The 20,221-nt window shown below is 67.8% G+C and carries 21 protein-coding genes and 1 tRNA gene; 15 read left to right on the top strand and 7 right to left on the bottom strand.

The window, feature by feature from the left end; translation table 11 throughout:
* Nucleotides 1-50: 50 nt before the first annotated feature.
* Nucleotides 51-1,328: a haloacid dehalogenase-like hydrolase gene (locus tag HWX07_RS02140; RefSeq protein WP_175875000.1), complete on the bottom strand. Its 1,278-nt coding sequence runs from the start codon at nucleotides 1,326-1,328 to the stop codon at nucleotides 51-53.
* 508 nt (nucleotides 1,329-1,836) lie between these two features.
* On the opposite strand from HWX07_RS02140, the gene HWX07_RS02135 reads away from it, so the two are divergent.
* The 5 genes from HWX07_RS02135 (at nucleotide 1,837) to HWX07_RS02115 (ending at nucleotide 6,492) form a co-directional block, all read left to right on the top strand.
* The gene (locus tag HWX07_RS02135) at nucleotides 1,837-2,736 is read left to right on the top strand and encodes a M24 family metallopeptidase (RefSeq protein ID WP_175874999.1); all 900 of its coding nucleotides are present in this window, start codon (nucleotides 1,837-1,839) and stop codon (nucleotides 2,734-2,736) included.
* 41 nt (nucleotides 2,737-2,777) lie between these two features.
* Nucleotides 2,778-4,565: an SDR family oxidoreductase gene (locus tag HWX07_RS02130; RefSeq protein ID WP_175874998.1), complete on the top strand. Its 1,788-nt coding sequence runs from the start codon at nucleotides 2,778-2,780 to the stop codon at nucleotides 4,563-4,565.
* Nucleotides 4,566-4,594: 29 nt separating this feature from the next.
* Entirely contained in the window at nucleotides 4,595-5,500 is a 906-nt protein-coding gene (locus HWX07_RS02125; RefSeq protein ID WP_175874997.1) for a metal-dependent hydrolase, read from the top strand.
* 79 nt (nucleotides 5,501-5,579) lie between these two features.
* A complete protein-coding gene (locus HWX07_RS02120; protein ID WP_006480754.1) occupies nucleotides 5,580-5,867 on the top strand; it encodes a hypothetical protein in 288 nt (95 codons plus the stop codon).
* 250 nt (nucleotides 5,868-6,117) lie between these two features.
* Nucleotides 6,118-6,492 (top strand): DUF2917 domain-containing protein, encoded by a 375-nt coding sequence (locus tag HWX07_RS02115; protein WP_175874996.1) that lies wholly within the window; start codon nucleotides 6,118-6,120, stop codon nucleotides 6,490-6,492.
* A gap of 154 nt (nucleotides 6,493-6,646) precedes the next feature.
* Here HWX07_RS02115 and HWX07_RS02110 read toward each other — a convergent pair whose 3' ends face one another.
* Nucleotides 6,647-6,925, bottom strand: a complete 279-nt coding sequence (locus tag HWX07_RS02110; RefSeq protein ID WP_006480752.1) for a hypothetical protein — start codon at nucleotides 6,923-6,925, stop codon at nucleotides 6,647-6,649.
* 783 nt (nucleotides 6,926-7,708) lie between these two features.
* Between HWX07_RS02110 and HWX07_RS02105 the strand changes: the two genes are divergently transcribed.
* Nucleotides 7,709-9,010 (top strand): NCS2 family permease, encoded by a 1,302-nt coding sequence (locus HWX07_RS02105; protein ID WP_174385246.1) that lies wholly within the window; start codon nucleotides 7,709-7,711, stop codon nucleotides 9,008-9,010.
* 88 nt (nucleotides 9,011-9,098) lie between these two features.
* Here the strand turns inward: HWX07_RS02105 and HWX07_RS02100 are convergent, their stop codons facing one another.
* The 3 genes from HWX07_RS02100 to HWX07_RS02090 all read right to left on the bottom strand — a co-directional run bounded on the left by HWX07_RS02100 (nucleotide 9,099) and on the right by HWX07_RS02090 (nucleotide 12,004).
* A complete protein-coding gene (locus HWX07_RS02100) occupies nucleotides 9,099-11,057 on the bottom strand; it encodes a tetratricopeptide repeat protein (protein WP_175874995.1) in 1,959 nt (652 codons plus the stop codon).
* Nucleotides 11,058-11,286: 229 nt separating this feature from the next.
* Complete coding sequence (locus tag HWX07_RS02095) at nucleotides 11,287-11,574, bottom strand: DUF1488 domain-containing protein (protein WP_006480750.1); 288 nt, start codon at nucleotides 11,572-11,574, stop codon at nucleotides 11,287-11,289.
* Between the two features lie 238 nt (nucleotides 11,575-11,812).
* The gene (locus tag HWX07_RS02090; protein ID WP_011547191.1) at nucleotides 11,813-12,004 is read right to left on the bottom strand and encodes a DUF2964 family protein; all 192 of its coding nucleotides are present in this window, start codon (nucleotides 12,002-12,004) and stop codon (nucleotides 11,813-11,815) included.
* A gap of 267 nt (nucleotides 12,005-12,271) precedes the next feature.
* On the opposite strand from HWX07_RS02090, the gene HWX07_RS02085 reads away from it, so the two are divergent.
* The 8 genes from HWX07_RS02085 to HWX07_RS02050 all read left to right on the top strand — a co-directional run bounded on the left by HWX07_RS02085 (nucleotide 12,272) and on the right by HWX07_RS02050 (nucleotide 17,692).
* Nucleotides 12,272-14,167, top strand: coding sequence for a sigma-54-dependent Fis family transcriptional regulator (locus HWX07_RS02085; RefSeq protein WP_175874994.1), 1,896 nt, complete (start codon nucleotides 12,272-12,274; stop codon nucleotides 14,165-14,167).
* 82 nt (nucleotides 14,168-14,249) lie between these two features.
* Nucleotides 14,250-14,552 carry a 2Fe-2S iron-sulfur cluster-binding protein gene (locus HWX07_RS02080; RefSeq protein ID WP_175874993.1) on the top strand — a complete coding sequence of 101 codons (303 nt, stop codon included), beginning with the start codon at nucleotides 14,250-14,252 and terminating at the stop codon, nucleotides 14,550-14,552.
* 56 nt (nucleotides 14,553-14,608) lie between these two features.
* Nucleotides 14,609-15,103, top strand: a complete 495-nt coding sequence (locus HWX07_RS02075) for an SRPBCC family protein (RefSeq protein ID WP_011547189.1) — start codon at nucleotides 14,609-14,611, stop codon at nucleotides 15,101-15,103.
* Between the two features lie 92 nt (nucleotides 15,104-15,195).
* Nucleotides 15,196-15,573: a DUF2946 domain-containing protein gene (locus tag HWX07_RS02070; RefSeq protein WP_175874992.1), complete on the top strand. Its 378-nt coding sequence runs from the start codon at nucleotides 15,196-15,198 to the stop codon at nucleotides 15,571-15,573.
* Between the two features lie 288 nt (nucleotides 15,574-15,861).
* The gene (locus HWX07_RS02065) at nucleotides 15,862-16,227 is read left to right on the top strand and encodes a copper resistance protein CopC (protein ID WP_175874991.1); all 366 of its coding nucleotides are present in this window, start codon (nucleotides 15,862-15,864) and stop codon (nucleotides 16,225-16,227) included.
* Between the two features lie 92 nt (nucleotides 16,228-16,319).
* Nucleotides 16,320-16,763: a copper chaperone PCu(A)C gene (locus HWX07_RS02060; protein WP_175875462.1), complete on the top strand. Its 444-nt coding sequence runs from the start codon at nucleotides 16,320-16,322 to the stop codon at nucleotides 16,761-16,763.
* 32 nt (nucleotides 16,764-16,795) lie between these two features.
* Nucleotides 16,796-16,969 (top strand): hypothetical protein, encoded by a 174-nt coding sequence (locus tag HWX07_RS02055; protein WP_011547185.1) that lies wholly within the window; start codon nucleotides 16,796-16,798, stop codon nucleotides 16,967-16,969.
* 93 nt (nucleotides 16,970-17,062) lie between these two features.
* The gene (locus tag HWX07_RS02050) at nucleotides 17,063-17,692 is read left to right on the top strand and encodes a LysE family translocator (RefSeq protein WP_175874990.1); all 630 of its coding nucleotides are present in this window, start codon (nucleotides 17,063-17,065) and stop codon (nucleotides 17,690-17,692) included.
* Nucleotides 17,693-17,707: 15 nt separating this feature from the next.
* Here the strand turns inward: HWX07_RS02050 and HWX07_RS02045 are convergent, their stop codons facing one another.
* Nucleotides 17,708-19,021, bottom strand: a complete 1,314-nt coding sequence (locus HWX07_RS02045; RefSeq protein ID WP_175874989.1) for a leucine-rich repeat-containing protein kinase family protein — start codon at nucleotides 19,019-19,021, stop codon at nucleotides 17,708-17,710.
* A 142-nt stretch (nucleotides 19,022-19,163) separates the two neighbouring features.
* On the opposite strand from HWX07_RS02045, the gene HWX07_RS02040 reads away from it, so the two are divergent.
* A tRNA-Leu gene (locus HWX07_RS02040) sits at nucleotides 19,164-19,248 on the top strand.
* A 74-nt stretch (nucleotides 19,249-19,322) separates the two neighbouring features.
* On the opposite strand, the gene HWX07_RS02035 is transcribed toward HWX07_RS02040, so the two are convergent.
* Nucleotides 19,323-20,195, bottom strand: coding sequence for a LysR family transcriptional regulator (locus HWX07_RS02035; RefSeq protein WP_175874988.1), 873 nt, complete (start codon nucleotides 20,193-20,195; stop codon nucleotides 19,323-19,325).
* Between the last annotated feature and the right edge of the window lie 26 nt (nucleotides 20,196-20,221).

The raw sequence follows: 20,221 nt of genomic DNA, 5'->3' as shown, positions 1-20,221 counted from the left end.
GATGAGCGCGGGAGCCGCGGCCAGCGCCCGGCGGCCCGCGTCCGCCCGCGTCAGGCCAGCAGCTTGCGCTCGCTCTTGCCGTACTTGATCGACTTCTCGTCCGGAATCATGAGGCCTGTGTGCTCGTCGCGGCCCTGCAGCAGGAAACGCGCGTCCGGGTTGCCGATCTGTTCGGCCGCGAGCTTGCTGTCCGCGCCGATCTCGCCCTTCTTCATCCGGTTGACGATCACGCCGGCCGCGGTGTCCTTGAAATCGCGCAGCATCCACGCGTCGCCGTCGCTGTCGCCGAACACCAGCAGCGGGCCATAGCCCTTCTTCGACGCGAGGACGTTGCGGATGCCCACCGTCTTGCCCGGCCCCCAGTTGAAATGCCAGCCGGCCGGATAGGTGCTCGTGTACTTGCCGTCCTGCATGTCCAGACGCAGGCCGATCACGTTCTCGGGCGGCACGCCGTAGCCATAGTTCGGATTGCCGGCGAACACGCGCACGACGTCGTCGAGCGACGCGGTGCTCACGTACACGTCGATGCCGTTCGCCCGCAGCGTATGCATCACCGCGCGGATTTCCTCGTGAATGCGGATGCCGTGGAAATGCGTGTCGGCCACCACGCCGGCCTTGCCCGGCAGCGTCTTCGGGCTTTCGTAGCGGACCTTGCGCAACGCATCGCCGATCCCGTAGTTGTTCGACGCTTGCGCCATCGCCTGCAGCTCGGCGGTCGTCATGTTCCGGTAGAAGTAGATGATCCACTTGTAGCCGACTTCGAGCGGATGCGTGTCGCAGATCGCGTCGTACATGAAGTACAGCTTCGCGCGGAAATCCTTGAACTGATCGGTGTCACGAATCTCGTCGAGGCTCTTGTCGCCGCCGAGGCCCTGGTAGTTCGCATGGAGCCAGCGGTAGTCGGACTCGACGTCGGCCGCGAGGTCCTCCATCGTCACCGGCTTGCCGTCGACGGTCGTGTAGTCCTTCATGAACGCGCCCTTCGGCACGTCCTTCCACATCACGGCGACGAATTCGTCCGGCGTCAGCTTGTACTGCAGATGGTTGATCTGGTACATCAGCAACGCCTCTTCGCAGTCGTTCATGATGCACGTGTTGTCCCAGTCGAACACCGCATACGGGCGGCGCTTTCCGTCGTAGCGGGCGCTCGCGACGCCATGCTGGTCGAGCACCGCCTGCAGGCGCGCGGCGTTGAACGGCGACCAGCGGCCGGGGTCCAGCGCGTCCGGGGCGGTTGCGCTCTTCGCGCCGGCGATGCCGGCCTTGAGCATCAGCGGCGTCGCAGCGGTCGCCGCGGCAAGGGTGTTCATGAACTGGCGGCGTTGCATGGTCTCTCCGTTGAAATGCCGAATCGGCTTCGGGCGCTGCCCCGCGCGACGCGCGACACACCGGCCTCGCGAAGCCGCAAAGGCTTCGAATCGGGGCGGATGATGTGACGAAATTATTTCGGCAATTTGACAGCGTCGCGCCGCGACGCGACGGGGAGTTGATCCGGCGCGACATGCCGGGCCGTGTGGAAGCCTTGCCTGGCGATCCCGTCGACTTCCCCGCTGAGGACGCACGGACAAGCGACGCCCATCCAGCCCCAAGCGCCTGAAATCTAGAGCTTCCCCTCCATTTCGGCCCTTCATTAGGAGAAGTCCTCATCTCCAAGGGCTGGCGCGCGACCGTGAACCGGCTATGATCATTACATTAATCAATGACACATTAAATGCTGACTGAATAACCCGTGTGGCGATGGACGCCGGCGGATGCATCCAGATCAGCACCCCAAGCCTTGCCCAGGACCCGCCCTACGTCGAGACGCAAACGCGGGCCGACACATGGAGACGCATCATGACCGCCCCCCATCCGCTACCGGAAGTCCACCTCGACGAGCTGCCGCAATTCCGTGCGGTGCAGCAACTGGCCTACCGCTGCGTCGAAACCGTCGGCGCGATGCTCTACCCCGGCATCACCGAGAAGGAGGCCGCGCGCCTGCTGACCGAATGGCTGCAGGACAACGGCGTGCACGACTGGCTGCACAAGCCGTTCGCGTGGTTCGGCGATCGCACCGCGTTCGAGGGCTTCTCGGGCCTCAAGCACATGGGCGGCTTCAATCTCGCGTTCTTCCCGAGCAACCGGCAACTCGAAACCGACATGCCGGTGATCCTGGATGTCGCGCCGGTGCTCGACGGCATCGTCGCCGACGTCGGCTACGCGCACTGCCTGGGCCGCAACCCGATCCTCGAGCAGTTGCAGGACGACCTGATGGACCATCGCGACATGATCGTGCGGCTCGTGAAGGCGCGCCGGCCGATGGCGGAAGTCGCGCAGGAAGTCGACGCGCTGTGCCGCCGCCAGGGCGTCGAGCCGCGCCACAAGGCCTATCCGTTCAAGGTGCTCGCGCATCGCGTCGCGAAGATCCACAAGCTGTCGAAGCCGCGCTTCGTCGCCCGCTTCGGGCTGAACGCGACGCGCAACCTGCTGCTCGACCAGGGCCGCGCGGCGAAACGGCAAGGCTGGTCGCCGCTGTGGTCGATCGACCGCCGCTCCGAGCATGCGCCAGTGCCGGGCCTGTGGGCCGTCGAGCCGCATCTCGGCTTCGCCGGCGTCGGCGCGAAATTCGAGGAGCTGCTCGTGATCACCGACGACGACGCGTACTGGCTCGACGAGGATCTGCCGCACGTGCGCCGCTGGCAGCGCCGCCAGGCCGAGCGCGGGCAGGCGGTTTCGACCGCCCGGGCCGCCGCCTGACGAACCACCCACCTCCCGACTCCCTGAACGACGGACTCACGATGCAGCCTCTTTCCGACGAAGCGCCGCTGGCCCTGTTCGAATCGGTTCACAGCGAAACGGCGGTCGCCTCCGGCGACCTGACGCTCGCGGTCCGGACGTGGGGCGACCCGGCCCGCTCGCCGGTCGTGCTGGTACACGGCTATCCCGACGACAGCAGCGTCTGGCAGCACGTCGCGCCGCTGCTCGCGCGCAAGCACTACGTGATCGCGTACGACGTACGCGGCGCGGGCCTGTCCGGCGTGCCGAAACGCACGGCCGACTATCACCTCGCGAAGCTGACCGACGACTTCGTCGCGGTGATCGACGCGCTCTGTCCCGGCCGCGCCGTGCATCTGGTCGCGCACGACTGGGGCTCGATCCAGGGCTGGGAATTCGTCACCGATCCGCGCCTGGCCGGCCGCATCGCGTCGTACACGTCATGCTCGGGGCCGTGCCTCGACCACGTCGGCTTCTGGCTGCGCGAACGCGTGCTGCACCCGACGCCCGCCTCGCTCGCGAAGCTCGGCGGCCAGCTCGTGCGCTCGTGGTACGTCTATCTGTTCCACGTGCCGTTCATCCCGGAGCTCGGCTGGCGGCTGTGGCTCGGCCGCGCATGGCCGGGCCTGCTGCGCCGGCTCGAGAAGACGCCCGCCGCGCCGCGCCCGACGCAGGCCGACGACGGCGCGCGCGGCGTGCGCCTCTATCGCGCGAACTTCATCCGCTGCCTGTTCGCGCCGCGTGAGCGCTACGCGCATGCGCCGGTGCAGACGATCGTGCCGCTCGGCGACAAATACGTGAGTCCCGCGCTGTCCGAGAACCTGTCGCGCTGGGTGCCGCAGTACTACCGGCGCGAAGTCGCGGCCGGCCACTGGCTGCCGCTCGCCGATCCCGCACGCTTCGCGGCGCTCGCCGGGCAATTGATCGACGCGGTCGAATCCGGCGACGAACCGCCCGCGCTCGCGAACGCGCGCCGTCGCGCCACCAGCGGGCGCTTCAGCGGCAAGGTCGCGGTCGTCACCGGCGCGGGCAGCGGGATCGGCCGCTGCGCGGCGCTGGCCTTCGCACACGAAGGCGCAACGGTCGTCGCCTGCGACATCGATCTCGCGAGCGCCGAACGCACCGCGCTGCTGATCGGGCTGACCGGCGAGCAGGCCCATGCGAAACGCGTCGACGTCGGGTCCGCCGACGAGATGGAAGCGCTCGCGGCGTGGGTCGGCAGCGAACTCGGCGGCGCGGACGTCGTGATCAACAACGCGGGCATAGGCATGGCCGGCGGCATCCTCGACACGAGCACGCGGCACTGGGAGCGCATCCTGCACGTGAACCTGTGGGGCGTGATCCACGGCTCGCGGCTGTTCGCCCAGCAGATGGCCGCGCGCGGCACCGGCGGGCACATCGTCAATACCGCGTCGGCCGCCGCGTTCGGGCCGTCGCGCGACCTGCCCGCGTATGCGACGACGAAGGCCGCCGTGCTGATGCTCAGCGAATGCATGCGCGCGGAACTCGCGGAGCAAGGCATCGGCGTGACGGCCGTATGCCCCGGTTTCGCGGAAACCGGGATCATGGCATCGACACACTACGCGGGCGCCAACGCCCAGGACGAAGCGCGGCTGCGCAAGCGCGCGACGAAGCTCTACCAGATGCGCGGCCTGAAACCGGAAACCGTCGCGCAGGCGATGGTCGACGGCGTGCTGCGCAACCGCTCCGTCGTCGCGGTCGGCGGCGAAGCGCACGCGCTGCGCTTCGTCGGCCGCTTCATGCCGTGGCTGGGCCGGATGATCGCCCGCGTCAGCATGGCATCGCATTGACGGCGCACGACGCCGCACAGGGAGACAACATGACCGATACCGCCGACTATCACAAGATCAAGGCCCGGCACGTGAAGTTCGACTTCAGCGACACGCCGGTCACCTGGGTGCCGAACGATCCGGGCAGCACGCACATCATCAACACGCTGAACCTGCTGTTTCCGGAAGGCGAGCTGTGGTTCTGCCGCGTGTACAACAAGGCGCTGCCGCTGATCACCGATGCACGCCTGCGCGACGAAGCCGAAGGCTTCCTGCGGCAGGAAGCCGTGCATTCGCGCTCGCACGGCGGCGTGCTGAAGCACTACTACGACCGCCACGGCATCGACACGAAGCCGTTCACGCAGAAGCTCAACCGCCTGTTCACGCGCGTGCTGGGCGAAGCCCCGCTCGGGCTGAAGATCGGCCATACGCGCTTCTGGCTGCGGCAGCAGCTGGCCGTGATCGCGTCGCTCGAGCATTTCTTCGGCTATCTCGGCAACTGGGTGCTCAACGCGCACGGGCTCGACGAAGGCCGCGCCGACCCGACGATGGTCGACCTGCTGCGCTGGCACGGCGCCGAGGAAGTCGAGCACCGCACCGTCGCGTTCGACATCTACCGTCATATGGGCGGCACCTATCCGGAACGCTGCGTGCACATGGCGTTCGTGATCCTGCTGCTGCTCTACTACATCACGACCGGTGCGAAGTTCATGTACCGGCGCGACCCGGACGCCGGCCGCTACCCGGGCTTCGTGCTCGCGTGGCGGCAGGGTTCGCGGCGCGGGCACCTGCCGTCGTTCTGGAAGGTGATCGGCGCGGCGCTGCGCTATTTCAAGCCGGGCTATACGCCGCACCACGAAGGCTCGACCGAGCAGGCGCTCGCCTACCTCGCCCGCTCGCCGGCCGCGCAGGCGGCCGCGCACGGCGGCAACTGGGGCGCGGCGAAAGGCGCGTGACCGGGCTTCCGGCCGGCTCGGCGGGCGGCGCCCGCCGAAATGCGTACAATCGCGGCTTCAATTTCCCGGAGGTGCCGCGATGGCCATGAAGAAAACCGATCTCGAAAAGAACAAGGCGCTCAAGCTGACGCACGCGATGAAACAGTCGAGCTCCGCGCGTTTCGGCAAGGGCGCCGACGAAGCGGCCAAGCTGGACCGCCGCGCGCAGCGCAAGCTCGACCAGGAACAGGGCCTCGTGCCGTTCGCATGCAAGCTCAACGCCGAGCTCGTCGAACAGCTGAAGGCACGCGCGGCCACGCACCCGGAAGGGATGACGGGCCTGCTGTCCGAACTCCTCGTGAACGGCCTCGCGCAACGCGACGCGTAACCGCCACGTATCTCCAAATTTCCGTTGACAGCGCTGCGCCGCGACGACACACTCGTTCGCATGCCTACGTTCAAGCTCGTCGCCATCGCGATTCATTGCCCGGTGAACATTCGAAAGAATGGATCACGGGAGGCGCTTGTGCGTTAGCAATCGAGCAGTACCGCATGTCACACAAGGCCTCGCCGGAAACGGATGAGGCCTTTTTGTTCTGGTGCGCGTCATCCGTCCGGCTCACTGAATGGAGCAGACGATGGACCAGGCAAGCCCGCTGTTCGAACGCCGTGATCGGCGCCCCGCCGGCACGATCGCATTACCGACCGTCGTGATCCGTTTCGCGGTCGCGCCGCGCACGACGATGACCTGGCGCGCGCCGCAGGACGCGGAGATCCGCGCGCACGGCGCGGCGCTGTGGATCACGCGACCGCCGAATGTCGACGATTACTGGGTGCAACCCGGCGACGTGCTGCGCATCGCGCGCGGCGAGCGCATCTGGCTCGGCACCGATGCCGACCGGCCGGTCGAAGCGACGATCACGACCGCGTACGTGCGGCGCGGCGAACGCGTCAGGCGCATGCTCGCGCAAGTGCAACGTTTGCTCGTCGGGATAGGGAGAAGGAGCGGATGAGCGGCGCACCGTTGCGCGTGCGTCAAGTACACGACACGCGCAACGGCCGCGACCGGAAACGAACGCACCCGCGGCGCAACGCGTCGCGGCTGCGCATCGAAGGACGCGGCACGCCGGTGCGTGCCGTGCGCAGCGAGAAGATGCAACAGGTACATCAGGTGCTGGCGGCGAGACGCGGGCCCGTGCTTCGTGGAGTGGAATCGAGGTCGGGACGTTGCGCGGCCTGCGAGGTCACCCACGGATCGATGCCCTGCTTCTGCACCTCTTCGAGGAATGACACACGTGTGCGCCAGTAATCCGCCTGTAATTTCGCATCGATGACGCGCTGTTCGGCTGCGAACAGTTCCATGCGCGCCGTCACGAGCATCGACGCAGCGGTTTTTTCCGGCGTGGGGGCGTGTCGCATCGCCCAACGGCTGATCCAGTTCAACATGCTGACCTCCGTGATTACGGACGAACCCGCATCGGGCAATCGCAACCGGCCGTGCCTGCCCAAACGCGCAACGACCTTGACCGCCATTCACCGCCTGGCCTGCACGGACTGCGACTCCCCCACGTCGGCAATGACCGCCGGCGTGTGCATGCGCGGTGTATCTATCCTAGAAAGACTTGCCGGTTTACGCGATGGGGTCTTGCAATCTTTTACACAGAAACCACAGTCGCGCCCGCATCGCGAAATGACGGTTGCGGACGGGACGGCTTCGGCGCACGATAGCCCGATCCCTGCGACCGCCTGGACTGACGAATGGCCGCTGCACGCCGCTGCCGCGCCGTGTATCCGCGCCGGCAGCACGCGTGCGGACATGCGCACCCGCCACCTGCACCGCGTTCGTGCAGCATGCGGGCGCTCCGTTTCAGTCGCATGTCATCGTGCACCGCCCGCGCGCGACGCAGCCGGCGTGCCGTTGCGCACGCATCGGCACGTCTCGTGCGCCTCCCCGCGCCGCTTCCCCCGCTCCCGCCGTTTCAGCCATTTCTGCCGGCCCGTGCCGCGCGAACCGGTAAAATGCGCGCCTTCGCCGCATGGGCGGGCCGCCAGACCGTTCGTGCGCAGACAACCGATCGTGCCCTCCAACTATATCGTCCGAGCTATCCGCGCTATTACAATCCGCCGATAGCCGGACAATAGTGGCTGGTTACAGTTAGCCGGCCGCGCTGCCTGTACAACAATTCGGCACAACAATCAACACGACAACCCGACCGGAGAAACGCCTTCATGGAATCCATCAAGCGGTATTTCGGCTTCGCTGAAGCCGGCACCGATTTCCGCACCGAAATACTCGCGGGCGTCACCACGTTCCTGACGATGGCCTACATCATCTTCGTCAACCCCGCGATCCTCGGCGACGCCGGCATGCCGAAGGAATCCGTGTTCGTCGCGACCTGCCTCGTCGCGGCGCTGGCGTCGATCATCATGGGGCTGTACGCGAACTACCCGATCGCCTGCGCGCCCGGCATGGGCCTGAACGCGTATTTCGCGTACACGGTCGTCAAGGGAATGGGCTTCACGTGGCAGGCGGCGCTCGGCGCGGTGTTCATCTCCGGCTGCCTGTTCCTGCTCGTCACGCTGTTCCGCGTGCGCGAGGCGATCGTCAACGGCATTCCGAAATCGCTGCGGATTTCCATTACCGCCGGCATCGGCCTGTTCCTCGGCATCATCTCGCTGAAGACGTCGGGCGTGATCGTCGGCAACCCGGCCACGCTCGTCACGCTCGGCGACCTGCACAAGCACGAGACGATCCTCGCGATCGTCGGCTTCTTCACGATCGTCACGCTCGACCACCTGCGCGTGCGCGGCGCGATCCTGATCGGTATCATCGGCGTGACGATCCTGTCGTTCTTCTTCGCCGGCAACCAATTCCACGGCGTGTTCTCCGCGCCGCCGTCGATCGATGCGACGCTGTTCAAGCTCGACATCGGCGCCGCGCTGTCGACCGGCATCATCAACGTGATCCTCGTGTTCTTCCTCGTCGAACTGTTCGACGCAACGGGCACGCTGATGGGCGTCGCGAACCGCGCGGGCCTGCTCGTCGAAGGCAAGATGAACCGCCTGAACAAGGCGCTGCTCGCCGACAGCACGGCGATCGTCGCGGGCTCGGTGCTCGGCACGTCGTCGACCACCGCGTATATCGAAAGCGCGTCGGGCGTGCAGGCCGGCGGCCGCACCGGCGTGACGGCCATCACCGTCGCGGTGCTGTTCCTCGCGTGCCTGTTCATCGCGCCGCTCGCCGGCGTCGTGCCAGCGTACGCCACGGCGCCCGCGCTGCTGTACGTGTCGTGCCTGATGCTGCGCGAGATGGTCGAAGTACCGTGGGACGATGCGACGGAAGCCGTGCCGGCCGCGCTGACCGCGCTGTTGATGCCGTTCACGTACTCGATCGCGAACGGCGTCGCATTCGGCTTCATCGCGTACGGCGGCCTCAAGCTGCTGACCGGCCAGGCCCGCACGGTCAAGCCGATCGTGTGGATCATCGCGGCCGTGTTCCTGTTCCGCTTCTTCTATCTCGGCAGCGAGTAACGGGCGCACGTCGGCGCAACGCACAGTGAAAACGCCACCTTCGGGTGGCGTTTTCACTGTGCATGCCGTGTCGCCTTGTCCGCGTGGATCAAGGCGTTGCGACGCCCTTGAGCTCCGCATCGTACAGCCGCTGGGCCAGCGTCGAATCGAGCGTCTTGACGCGGCGATACAACTGCACCGCGTCATCGACCCGCCCGGTGCGGCGATAAGCGACCGCCAGGTTGGCCATGATTTGCGCGTCATCGGGATAGGTGCGGTTCATTTCCTCGAAGATCCCGACTGCCGCATCGGGCCGCTTGCCGCGAATCGCCGCGATGCCCATCGCCTCCCGCGCCAACCGGTTCGACGGATCGAGCTTCAATGCATGCGCAGCTGCGGCCGACGCTTCGTCGGGCTGACCAATCTCGTTCAGTTCGCCCGCGAGCACCACCCACCCCGCCGCCAGCGATTCGTCCAGCGCAACCGCGCGCCGGAACGATGCGACGGCATGCACATGCTGGCCCAGTTGCGCCAGCGTCACGCCGTGCATCCGCCATGCCCTCGCGTCGCTGTCGTTCAGCTTGAGGGACCGGTCGAGCGCGCTCAACGCATCGACATAGTTCGACTGTGTCATGTACAGCGCGCCGAGCCGCAACCAGTATTCGGCATTGTCCGGCGCCGCTTCAACCGCACTGTGCATCGCGCTGGACGCGTTGCCGGACTGGCCTTGCAGCGCATACGCCTGGGTCAGCGCGCCCTGGATGAGCGCGGTTGCCGCGGGATCGCCGCCCTTCTGCGCCTTCAGCGCGTGCTGGTAACTGGCGATCGCGTCCGCCAGGTGGCCGAGATCGTATTGCGCACGGCCGAGTGCGTACCAAAGCCGTGCATCGTCGGGAAAGGCCTTCAACCCGTCGTGCAGCACGCCGATGGTGGCCTGGGCATCCGGCTGCGTCGAGGCCAGCAGACTCCACGCATCGGCCTGGCGCGAACCGGACAGTTCATGTACCCCTCGTTCGAACCACGGTCGCGCACCGGCCTTGTCGCCGCGCCGCAAATACGCGATGCCGAGATTCATCCGCAGCATCGTGTCCGACGGATCGGCACGCATGCCGGCATGAAACGCGTCGAGTGCGCGATCCATCTGTCCCAGCTCGGCATAGGTGTTGCCGAGCGAAGACCAGCCAAATGCGTATGACGGATCGTTTTCGACCGAACGTCGATAGGCGGCCAGGCTGAGCGCGCCGCGATCGGGCAGCCGGCTCGTGCGATAGGCATTGCCGAGGTTGTTCCACGCCCACGCGCTTTGCGGTCGCGCGGCCGTCCATGCAAGGTCATGGCGAATCAGCCCGTCGACGTCGTTTGCCACCGCGTACGCGCGCGCCTGGCTCATCCAGGCGGTCGCTTCGAGCGGCAGGTCGACGGCCGGCATCTTCGCTGCCACGGTCGCCATCCACTCGACTGGCAGGACCATGTAGAGCGACTCGGCATTGTCCGCTCGGACGCCCACCATGCCGATCAGATTGTCTTGCTCGTCGTAGACGCCGGCGCCCGGTTCGGGCAGGTGCGGCGGCGCCGGATTCGGCGACGCGAGCAGGCCGGAATGCACGCCGCCGTCCGCGGCCCATGCATGGCAGCACACGCGCAGCGCAACGGGATCACGGCGGTCGAATCGCGCGCCCGCCAGATAGGCGGTCGTGGCCGCTTCCGGACTTCGCGCCGTCAACGGCACGGCGGCGACGTCGAGACCCGTCGCTTCGACGATGCAGATGTCCCGATCCTGGTTGCCCGCGACGAGTCGCGCGGGAAGACGGCGGCCATCGGCCGATGCAATGTCGAATGCCGGTCGGCCGGCGAGCCGATGACACGGCGTCGCGACGCGCCCCGGCGCCACGACGATGCCACCCGTCGTGACGTCGCCCGCGACGATGTCGACCTCACCGGGTGCGCGCCGACCGATCGCGTCGTCGTCCGATCCAACGGCCCCGTCGGCCATCGACATGCCGGCCGCGAGCAACCATGCGCCTGCCAGCAGACGGCGCGCCCTCCCCCATCCCGAGCGATGCTCCACGTGCGGTGCCCTCTTTTATTGTGTTGGAATTCGAATGATTTTCTCTGCGATCCTGACAAATCGAGACGCCGATTCGTGCCGGCACACTAGCAGCCGCCCCGTTGCAGCATCAATCCGGTACCGCCCGCATACGAAAATGCCGCCCGACTCCGCCGAACGGCATTGCATGAAGGCCACGTCCGCGCGTGCGCCGCTCGCTTGCGCGCGCCGCCGGACGAGCGTCGTGTCGTCAGCGCCAGTTGGCCTCGTAGAAGCGCACGTAACCGCTGCGCAGCGTCACGCATTGCGCGCGCGTTTCCGACAGCAGGCGCCGTGCGGCCGCCTCGATGCGCTCGCGGTGCTGGTCGAATGCGCCGACCATGTCCTCGAAGCGCGGCGATGCCGCGCCGAAGTGGTCTTCCAGCGCCTCGGCGGTGATCTGACATTGGACGCGCTCGCCATTGACCAGTGCCGTGAACGCCAGCATCAGGTCACGCCCCGAATACTCCGGCTTCTCGTTCGTGAAATGGATCTGCATGGAGCCGCCTCGACCGGTAGAAAACGAATGACCGCGTCCGTCGTCCGCTACCGGCCGGACGAATGTACGCGGGCTCGCCGGCGGAGGCGCCGGCCGCGGAGTGTGGCGCGGTCGATGCATGCCGGTTGAATTCCACTTTAGACGGTTTCGCGCGGGACACAAAAATTTCGGTGTGCGTCGTTCCGACGCGCATTTCGTCTGATCTGCGCGGCATCCGGCACCGTTTCGCCAACGGACGTCAGTGCGGATCGGTCGGCCAGACGTTGAGCGCGATCGCGGCGGTCGTGACGCCCACCGCGATCGCGGCCGCCCCGTATCTCACCGCATCGGTCAGATCGAACAGCAATCCGTGGATCGCCACGGCAATGCCGCCCAGCATGATGAACGTGGCGATGGCCGCCAGCACGACTCTCAGTTCCGCCCGAACCATGATGCGTCTCCCGAACGGATGCATGTCGCGTCGCATGCATGTTGCACCGCGGAACACGGCGCGTGCGTGTTCCATTTCCATCATTGCAGGCGGGCGCCTGAAAGCAAGGGGATTTTGTCGGCAGTCGCGCATCGCACGTGACGCTTGTATGATGATGCGTGCCCGGACGGACGGCTGTCGCGCCGAATGGTGCGCCGCGAGCGGAGACGCACTCCGCCGCCGATTCCGATCCGGTCGCCCGACGGCCCCGGGAACAGGAGACAAACCATGCCGCAACCCTTCGTGCTGCCCGCCACCACGGGTCGCACCGACCTGCTCGCGCAGGCGCATGCACGTTCGACCGCGGTCGGCCTGCGCGCGCACGAACGCCCCGATTTCTCGCCGCTGTCGCGCGTCGCGCTGCGCGAACTGCTCGACACGAACCACACGCTGTTCTCGCACGCCCGCCCGGTGATGGAGGACCTGCACGCGCAGATCGCCGAGACGCAAAGCCTCGTGCTGCTGACGGACGCCGACGGCGTGATCCTGCACAGCATCGGCGACGCGGACTTCATCGAGAAAGCCAACCGTGTCGCGCTGTGCAACGGCGTGTCGTGGGCTGAAGGTGCACGCGGCACCAACGCGATCGGTACCGCGCTCGCGTCGGGCCAGGCCGTGGTCGTGCACGGTGCCGAACACTTCCTGCGCGCGAACCACATCCTCACCTGCGCGTGCGCGCCGATCGTCGATCCGTTCGGCCGCACGCTCGGCACGCTCGACGTGAGCGGCGATCCGCGCGGCTCCAGCCCGCATACGCTCGCGCTCGTGCGGATGTCGGCGCAACTGATCGAGAACCACCTGTTCGCGAATCAGTGCGGCGAAGCGCTGCGGCTGCGCTTTCACGCCCACGAGGATTGCGTCGATTCGCTGTTCGCCGGCCTCGTCGCGTTCGGCCCCGACGGCGGGCTGATCGCCGCGAACCGCAGCGCCCAATTCCAGCTCGGCGCATCGTTCGATGCACTGCAGCATCAGGCGAGCGACGCGTTGTTCGGCATGCGCTTCGGCCAGCTCGCGCAGCAGGCCGCGCGCGCGCCGGGCGCCACGTTCCGCCTCACGCTGTCGACCGGCGTACGCGTGCTCGCGCGCTGCGAATTCCCGGAAGCACAGAAAACGACCGTCGCCGTCACGCCGCCCGCGCCGGCTGCGCGCGTGCGTGCGCCGGACCCCGACGCGATCACGTTCGCGACGCTCGACACCGGCGACGCGCGCATGGCCGCCGTGCTCGAACGCGTCGCGAAGATCCGCGGGCGCGACCTGCCGCTGCTGATCCTCGGCCAGACCGGCACCGGCAAGGAATGGCTCGCCCGCGCGCTGCACCAGGCGTCCCCGCGCGCGGACGGCCCGTTCGTCGCGGTCAACTGCGCGGCGCTGCCCGATTCGCTGATCGAGGCCGAACTGTTCGGCTATGAAGACGGTGCGTTCACCGGCGCGCGCAAGCGCGGCAGCCCCGGCAAGATCGCGCAGGCCGACGGCGGCACGCTGTTTCTCGACGAAATCGGCGACATGCCGCTCGCGCAGCAGGTGCGGCTGATGCGCGTGCTGCAGGAGCGCGCGGTGATGCCGCTCGGCGGCGCACGCGCGGTGCCGGTCGACGTGAGGGTGGTGTGCGCGACCCACCGCGACCTGCGCGCGATGATCGCGGAGGGCACGTTCCGCGAGGATCTGTTCTACCGGATCAACGGGCTCGCGGTCACGCTGCCGGCGCTTGCCGCCCGCACCGACCTGCCGGCGCTCGTCGAGCGCATCCTTGCGCGGCTCGCGCGCAGCGAGCCGATGCCGCGCCGCCTCGCGGCCGACGTGCTCGATGCGTTCGCGCGCCACCGCTGGCCCGGCAACCTGCGGCAAATGACCAACGTGCTGCGCACGGCCGGCATGCTCGCCGAAGACGAAGCCGAAATCACGCTCGCGCATTTGCCCGACGATTTCTGGCTCGACTGCGACGATGTACCGGCTGCCCCGGAAGCAGCCACGCCGGCCGGCCGGCGCGAAGGCACGACGCTGCAAAGCCATCAGGCCGCGATGATCGACGCGGTGCTCGCGCGGCATGGCGGCAACGTATCGGCGGCCGCGCGCGAGCTCGGCCTCGCCCGCAATACCGTGTACCGGTATCTGCGGCGGCACTGACCCCCACGGCTGGCGGCCGTGGGCCGCCGGCGGGTTCGGGTATGCTTGGCGCGTTGCCGCCGAACCGCCGCCCGCTTCAGTCATGACCGATCCAGATCACCCGCCCCTCGTGCGCATCGAGCCGCTCGGCGCGAGCTTCGACGCGCCTGATTCGCTCACCCTGCTCGAGGCCGCCGCGTTCGCGCGCGTGTCGCTGCCGCGCTCGTGCCGCAACGGCACGTGCCGAAGCTGTCTTTGCCGGATCGTCAGCGGCAGCGTACGCTACACGATCGAATGGCCGGGGCTCTCCCGCGAGGAAAAAGCCGACGGCTATACGCTGCCGTGCGTGGCCGTCGCGACGTCGGACCTCGTGCTCGACGTGCCCGACGCGGTCATGCTCGACTAGACGCGGCGCGCGACCGCGCGTCGTCCTGCAACGCTCGATCCTGCATGGAGAACGTGATGGTCCAGCCAACCGATCGCATCGAAAAACAGACGCTGCTCGCCGCATCGCCCGACCGCGTCTGGGCAGCCGTGAGCAATTCCGGCGAATTCGGCCAGTGGTTCGGCGTGTCGTTCGACGGCCCGTTCGAGGCCGGCCAGTCTCTGTTCGGCCGCATCACCCCCACCCGCGTCGACGACGATGTCGCCAAGGCGCAGGAGCCCTATGCGGGCACTGTGTTCGAAATCGTCGTCGACCGTATCGAACCCAAGCAACTGTTCTCGTTTCGCTGGCATCCGTTCGCGATCGATCCGGAATTCGATTACGCGTCCGAGCCGATGACGCTCGTCACCTTCACGCTCGCGCCGCAGGCCGGCGGCACGCTGCTCACGGTCACCGAAACGGGTTTCGACCAGTTGATCGAAGCGCGTCGCGCGACGGCGCGCGACATGAACGATCAGGGCTGGGCCGCGCAGATGACGCTGATCGCGAAGTACCTGGCGCAGCCCGCGTAGCGCGCCGCGATGCCGCACATCGGTGCCGGCCGGCGAACCGACGTGCGTGGCATAATCGGCCGCATCGTCGTCCACCCGCCGCCGCGCATCGCATGCTGAGTCGTCGCCTCCGGAAGATCGGCAGTCTGATCGGGATGCTCGCCATCCTGATGGCGGCGCTCGCGCCGACGATCTCGCAGGCGCTGACCACGCAGGGCCGCGTCGACGCGCTGCTGGCCGGCTACTGTTCGGCCGCGCCGGCCGCCGGCGACCGTTCAGCCGACGCGTCGACGAAAAGCCTGCAGGCCCATCTGCAGGCATGCGGCTACTGCAGCCTGCTTGCCCATACCCCCGCGCTGCCCGCCCCCGAACTGACGTTCGCGGCCCGCGTGCACGCCATCGAGCATCGCGCGGCCACCCGCTTCGAAAGCCTGCGCCGCGCGCAGCCGCTCACGGCCGCGCAACCGCGCGCCCCGCCATTCACGTCCTGATCCGTCGTCATCGCGCGTGATGCCGTCGTGCATCACGTCGCCCGCGCACGCCGCCCGCGTGCGCGACGTATCACGTTTCGAAGGACGATCATGTCTCACCTGCCGCGCACGGCGTCGTGCCGCGCGCGTGGTTGGCCGTCTCCGGTTCGGATAGCCGCGCCGGCATTCGCCCGCGTGCGAATGCCCGCCCTCGCACGTCCGCGCCGGGCGCCACCGACATCGATGCCGCTCGCGCGGCCGTCCGTCGAATCCGTTTTTTTATCCGATTCGTCACTCACTTATCCAGCCATGAAAACCGCTGCTTTCGTTCGCGGCGCATTCGCCGCACTCGGCTTCGTCGTCATCCACGCCGCCCATGCACATGCGCTTCCGAAAACGCAGGACCCGGCCCCCGACGCCACGCTATCGAACGCGCCGCACACGGTCACGATCGATTTCGGCGAGGCGCTCGAGCCCGCGTTCAGCTCGATCGCCGTGACCGACAGCCAAGGGCAATCGGTCGTCGACGGGAAGTCGGCCGTCGACGCCGGCAACCGGAAGCGGATGCACGTCGCACTGGCGAGCCTGAAGCCCGGCACCTACACGGTCGCGTGGATCGCGGTGGCCAGCGACGGCCATCGCACGCACGGCCGCTACGCATTCACGCTGAAGTAACGCATGACACGCACGCGATGCGCATCGGCGCTTCGTGCCGAGCGCATTCGCATCGATGCCCGCGGCATCGCACCCAATCAGGAGAACACATGATGAAACGCTCGATTCCGACCGGCCTGCTCGTGGCGCTGGCGCTGCACGCCACCGCCACCTTCGCCGCGTCGACCGTCCAGGCCGACGCGTGCTGGATCCGCACGATGCCGGCGACGGTACCGTCGTCCGGCTACTTCACGCTGAAGAACCACGGCGACGCGCCCGCGACGCTGACCGGTATCGACACACCCGCCTACGGGATGGCGATGGTGCATGAAACGCAGACGAGCGGCAGCACCGCGAAGATGGTGCACGTCGACTCGGTCGTCGTGCCGGCGCACGGCTCGGTGACGTTCAAACCGAAGAGCTATCACGTGATGCTGGAGGAGCCGCGCCAGGCCGTCGTGCCCGGCGCGAAGGTGCCGTTCCGGCTGCACTTCGCGGACGGCTCGACCGTGTCCGTGACCTGCGACGCGAAGGCGCCGACCTACGCTGGCCAGTAATGCGGCCTGCCTCACGACCGAAGGAGACGCACATGAAAAACCGCCTGCCGCTGGCCGACCTGATCGTTCGCTACCGGACGCCGCTGAATGTCGCGGTACTGATCGTCTGCGGGCTATGGGCCGCCTGGATCGCGTGGATGACGCGGCCTGCCGCCATCGATACGCCGCCGTCGATTCCCGCGTACTGCATGCGCGACGCACGCTGACGCGCCGGCACGGTTCCGGCGGCGGCCCGCGCCCTTATTGGCGTGGCATCATCGCGTCGTCCCGACCGCTGGAACCGCCTTCCGGAGCGCCGCATGTCCATTCAGACCTGGATGCTGTTTGCCGCAGCCTATCTCGCCACGACGCTGTCGCCGGGGCCCAACGTGCTGCTCGTGATCCGCAACACGGTGCGCTACGGCGCGCACGGCACCGCCGTGACGATCGCCGGCAACCTCGTCGCGCAGGGCGTGGTCGTGCTGCTGGTCGCGCTCGGCGTGGGCGCGGTGCTGGCCGCGATGCCGCCGCTGTTCGTCGCGATGAAGGTGATCGGCGCCGCGTATCTGATCTTTCTGGGTGTGCGGCAGTTACGCGGCGAGCGCAAGGCCGCCGCATCGAGTAGCGCCGCGGAGATCGCCGTGCCCGATCGACGGAAGCTGTTTCGCGAAGCGCTGTTCGTGTCGGGCAGCAATCCGAAGACGATGATCTTCCTGTCCGCGTTCATGCCGCAGTTCATCGTGCACGACCGTCCGCTCGCGCTGCAGTTCGTCGTGATGTACGCGACGATCGCCTGCACGGTCGTGGTCGTTCACAGCGTCTATTCGGCCGGAGTGCGCCGCCTGCATCACGGCTTCGGCATGAGCCGCGCGGTGCGCGCGCTCAAGCGTGCGAGCGGGCTGCTGTTCGTCGGGCTCGGCATCAAGCTGCTGACCGCGCGGCAGGCATGAGCCGGCCCCGTCCGGTCAGCGCATGCTCGCGGCCAGCGCGGCCGTGATCTCGTCGAACGACGGCCGTGCATCGACGTCCTCGTTCACGCACGCCGCCGCCAACGCATCGAGCGCGCCGGCGTGCGGTTCGCAGCGCTCGAGCAATTCGCCGAGCAGATAGCCGAACGCGCGCACTTCGAGCCGTTCGAATCTTGCGCCACGCGTGCGCTCGTCCGGGTCGTACAGCGACGCCGCGCCGAAATCCCCGAGCAGTGCGCCGCCTGCGCCGTCGTGCAGGATGTTGTGCGCATACAGGTCGCCATGCATGATGCCGCGCGCGTGCAGATGGCCGGCGACCGACGCGATGCCGTGCGCGATCCGCAGCGCTTGCGCCGGCTCGAATCTCGCATCGGCGGCATAGACGTCGCGCGTGCAGGACGCGAAGCTCGGCGGCCCGGCGAGGTTCGTCAGCGCGGGATCGACCAATGCCATCACCAGGCCGTGCGTGCCGTCCGGATGCCCGCGCAGCTTGCCGATCACCGGGATCAGGTTCGGATGACCGCCGGCGTGCAGGCACGCGGCCATTTCGCAATCGGGCAGGCCGTCGCTCGTCACCGCACCCTTGAACAGCTTGACCGCGACCGTGCGCGGCGGATGGCCGTCCGCGCGCCACTGCGCACGGTAAATGACACCCGACGCGCCCTCGCCCAGTTTCTGTTCGCATGACAGCGCGGCCCAGTCGATCTCCGCGACGTCCGGCCCGGCGGACGCCGCGGCCTCCGGCTCCGCGCCGAACGGATTGCCGGCCACGGCGAGCCACGCAAGACGCGGCAGGCGCGGCAGCCAGTCGGGCAACGCGTCCAGCCGGTTCGCCGACAGGCGCACCAGTTCCAATGCGCGGCAGGCGGCCATTTCCGCGGGCAGCGCCCGCAGCCGGTTGCCGGCAAGCATCAGCTTCTGCAACCGCCCACAGTCGCCGATGTCGGCCGGCAGTTCGTCGATTGCGTTGTCGGTCAGGATCAGCCAGCGCAGCGCACGCGGCAGCGCGCCACGCGGCACGGTGCGGATCCGGTTCGCCTTGAAGCCGATCATGTCGAGCCGTTCGCACGCGCCGAGCACGTCGGGGAAGGCGGTGAAGCGGTTGCCCGACGCGAACAGGATACGCAGGCGATGCAGCCGCGGCAGGTCGTCGGGCAGCGCGGACAGCGCATTGCCGGTCAGGTCGAGCACTTCGAGCGTGTCGGCCAGATCGAAGATCTCGCGCGGAAATTCGGTCAATCCGCACGCGAGCTTGAGTTGCCGCGCGCCCGACAGTTGGCCGGCCTGCAGTTGTTCGAGGGTGTGGGTCACGGGGAGAAAACGGGTGGCGGTTGCGGTGATCGACGGGTCGATCGGACGAATTCTACCGGGATCGACGAAGTGCCCGTACACGAGCTTGTCATCCCCCCTTCACAAACGCGAAATGTGACGTTAGAATTGCGCCCCTTGCAGTGCCGACGTGGTGAAATTGGTAGACACGCTATCTTGAGGGGGTAGTGGCGAAAGCTGTGCGAGTTCGAGTCTCGCCGTCGGCACCAGATGCGTTTTCCTCGCATTCACGCATTTCCGAAACCCGCGACAGCAGATGGCTTCGCGGGTTTTTTGTTTTCAGCTACGCCAACAACAGAAAATTCCGCACCACCGCGGACGGCTCGTCGCAGCGCGACGCAATGGCCAGCCTCGCGCGAAACCGGTTACCCGCGAACGGCCGGTACACGACCCCAGGCACCTGCACCTGCGTAATCGCCTTCGGCACGACCGACACGCCGAGGCCAGCGGCCACCAGCGTCACCGCGGACGCGATCTGCGGCGCCGGTTGCCCCATGCGCGGCTCGAACCCGGCCGCCTTGCACGCGGCGACGATGTCGTCGAACAGCGCGGCGCCGGCCGCGCGCGGCACCTGCACGAACGATTCGTCGGCGAGTTCGGCCAGTTCGATACGCCGGCGCTGCGCCAGCCGGTGCGCGACGGGCAGCGCGACGAACATCGGCTCCTCGTCCCAGTCGGCTACCCGCAGTGTCGCGGCGATGCGGCGCTCGGGCCGCACGATCGCGACGTCGAGGCGCCCGGCCTCCAGCGCTTCCAGCAGCACGCCCGACGTCGCTTCCTGCAACGTCAGCTCGGCCTCCGGAAACGCCTCCCGAAAGCGGCGAATCAGATCCGACACCTTCGGATTGAACGCGGCCGTGCCGGTGAAGCCGACCCGCAAATGGCCCGTTTCCCCGCGCGCCGCGCGCCTGGCCGCCCGTGCCGCGCGCTCGGCATCGTCGAGCACGCGTCGCGCCTCTTCCGCGAACACCTCGCCCGCCAGCGTGAGCTCGGCGCCGCGCGCGGTCCGCTTGAACAGTTCCACGCCGAGCTCGTTCTCGAGCGCCTTGATCTGCTGGCTCAACGGCGGCTGGCCGATGCCGAGCGTTTCGGCGGCCTTCGTGAAATTCGACGCGGCCGCGACCGCCAGAAAGTAGCGCAGATGCCGGAGTTCCATGCTTGACGTGACCTCGCGGTGAGTCG

Source organism: Burkholderia sp. BCC0097 (genome assembly GCF_902832985.1).
Classification (GTDB): Bacteria; Pseudomonadota; Gammaproteobacteria; order Burkholderiales; family Burkholderiaceae; genus Burkholderia; species Burkholderia orbicola.
This window is presented reverse-complemented; position numbering and strand designations above follow the sequence as displayed.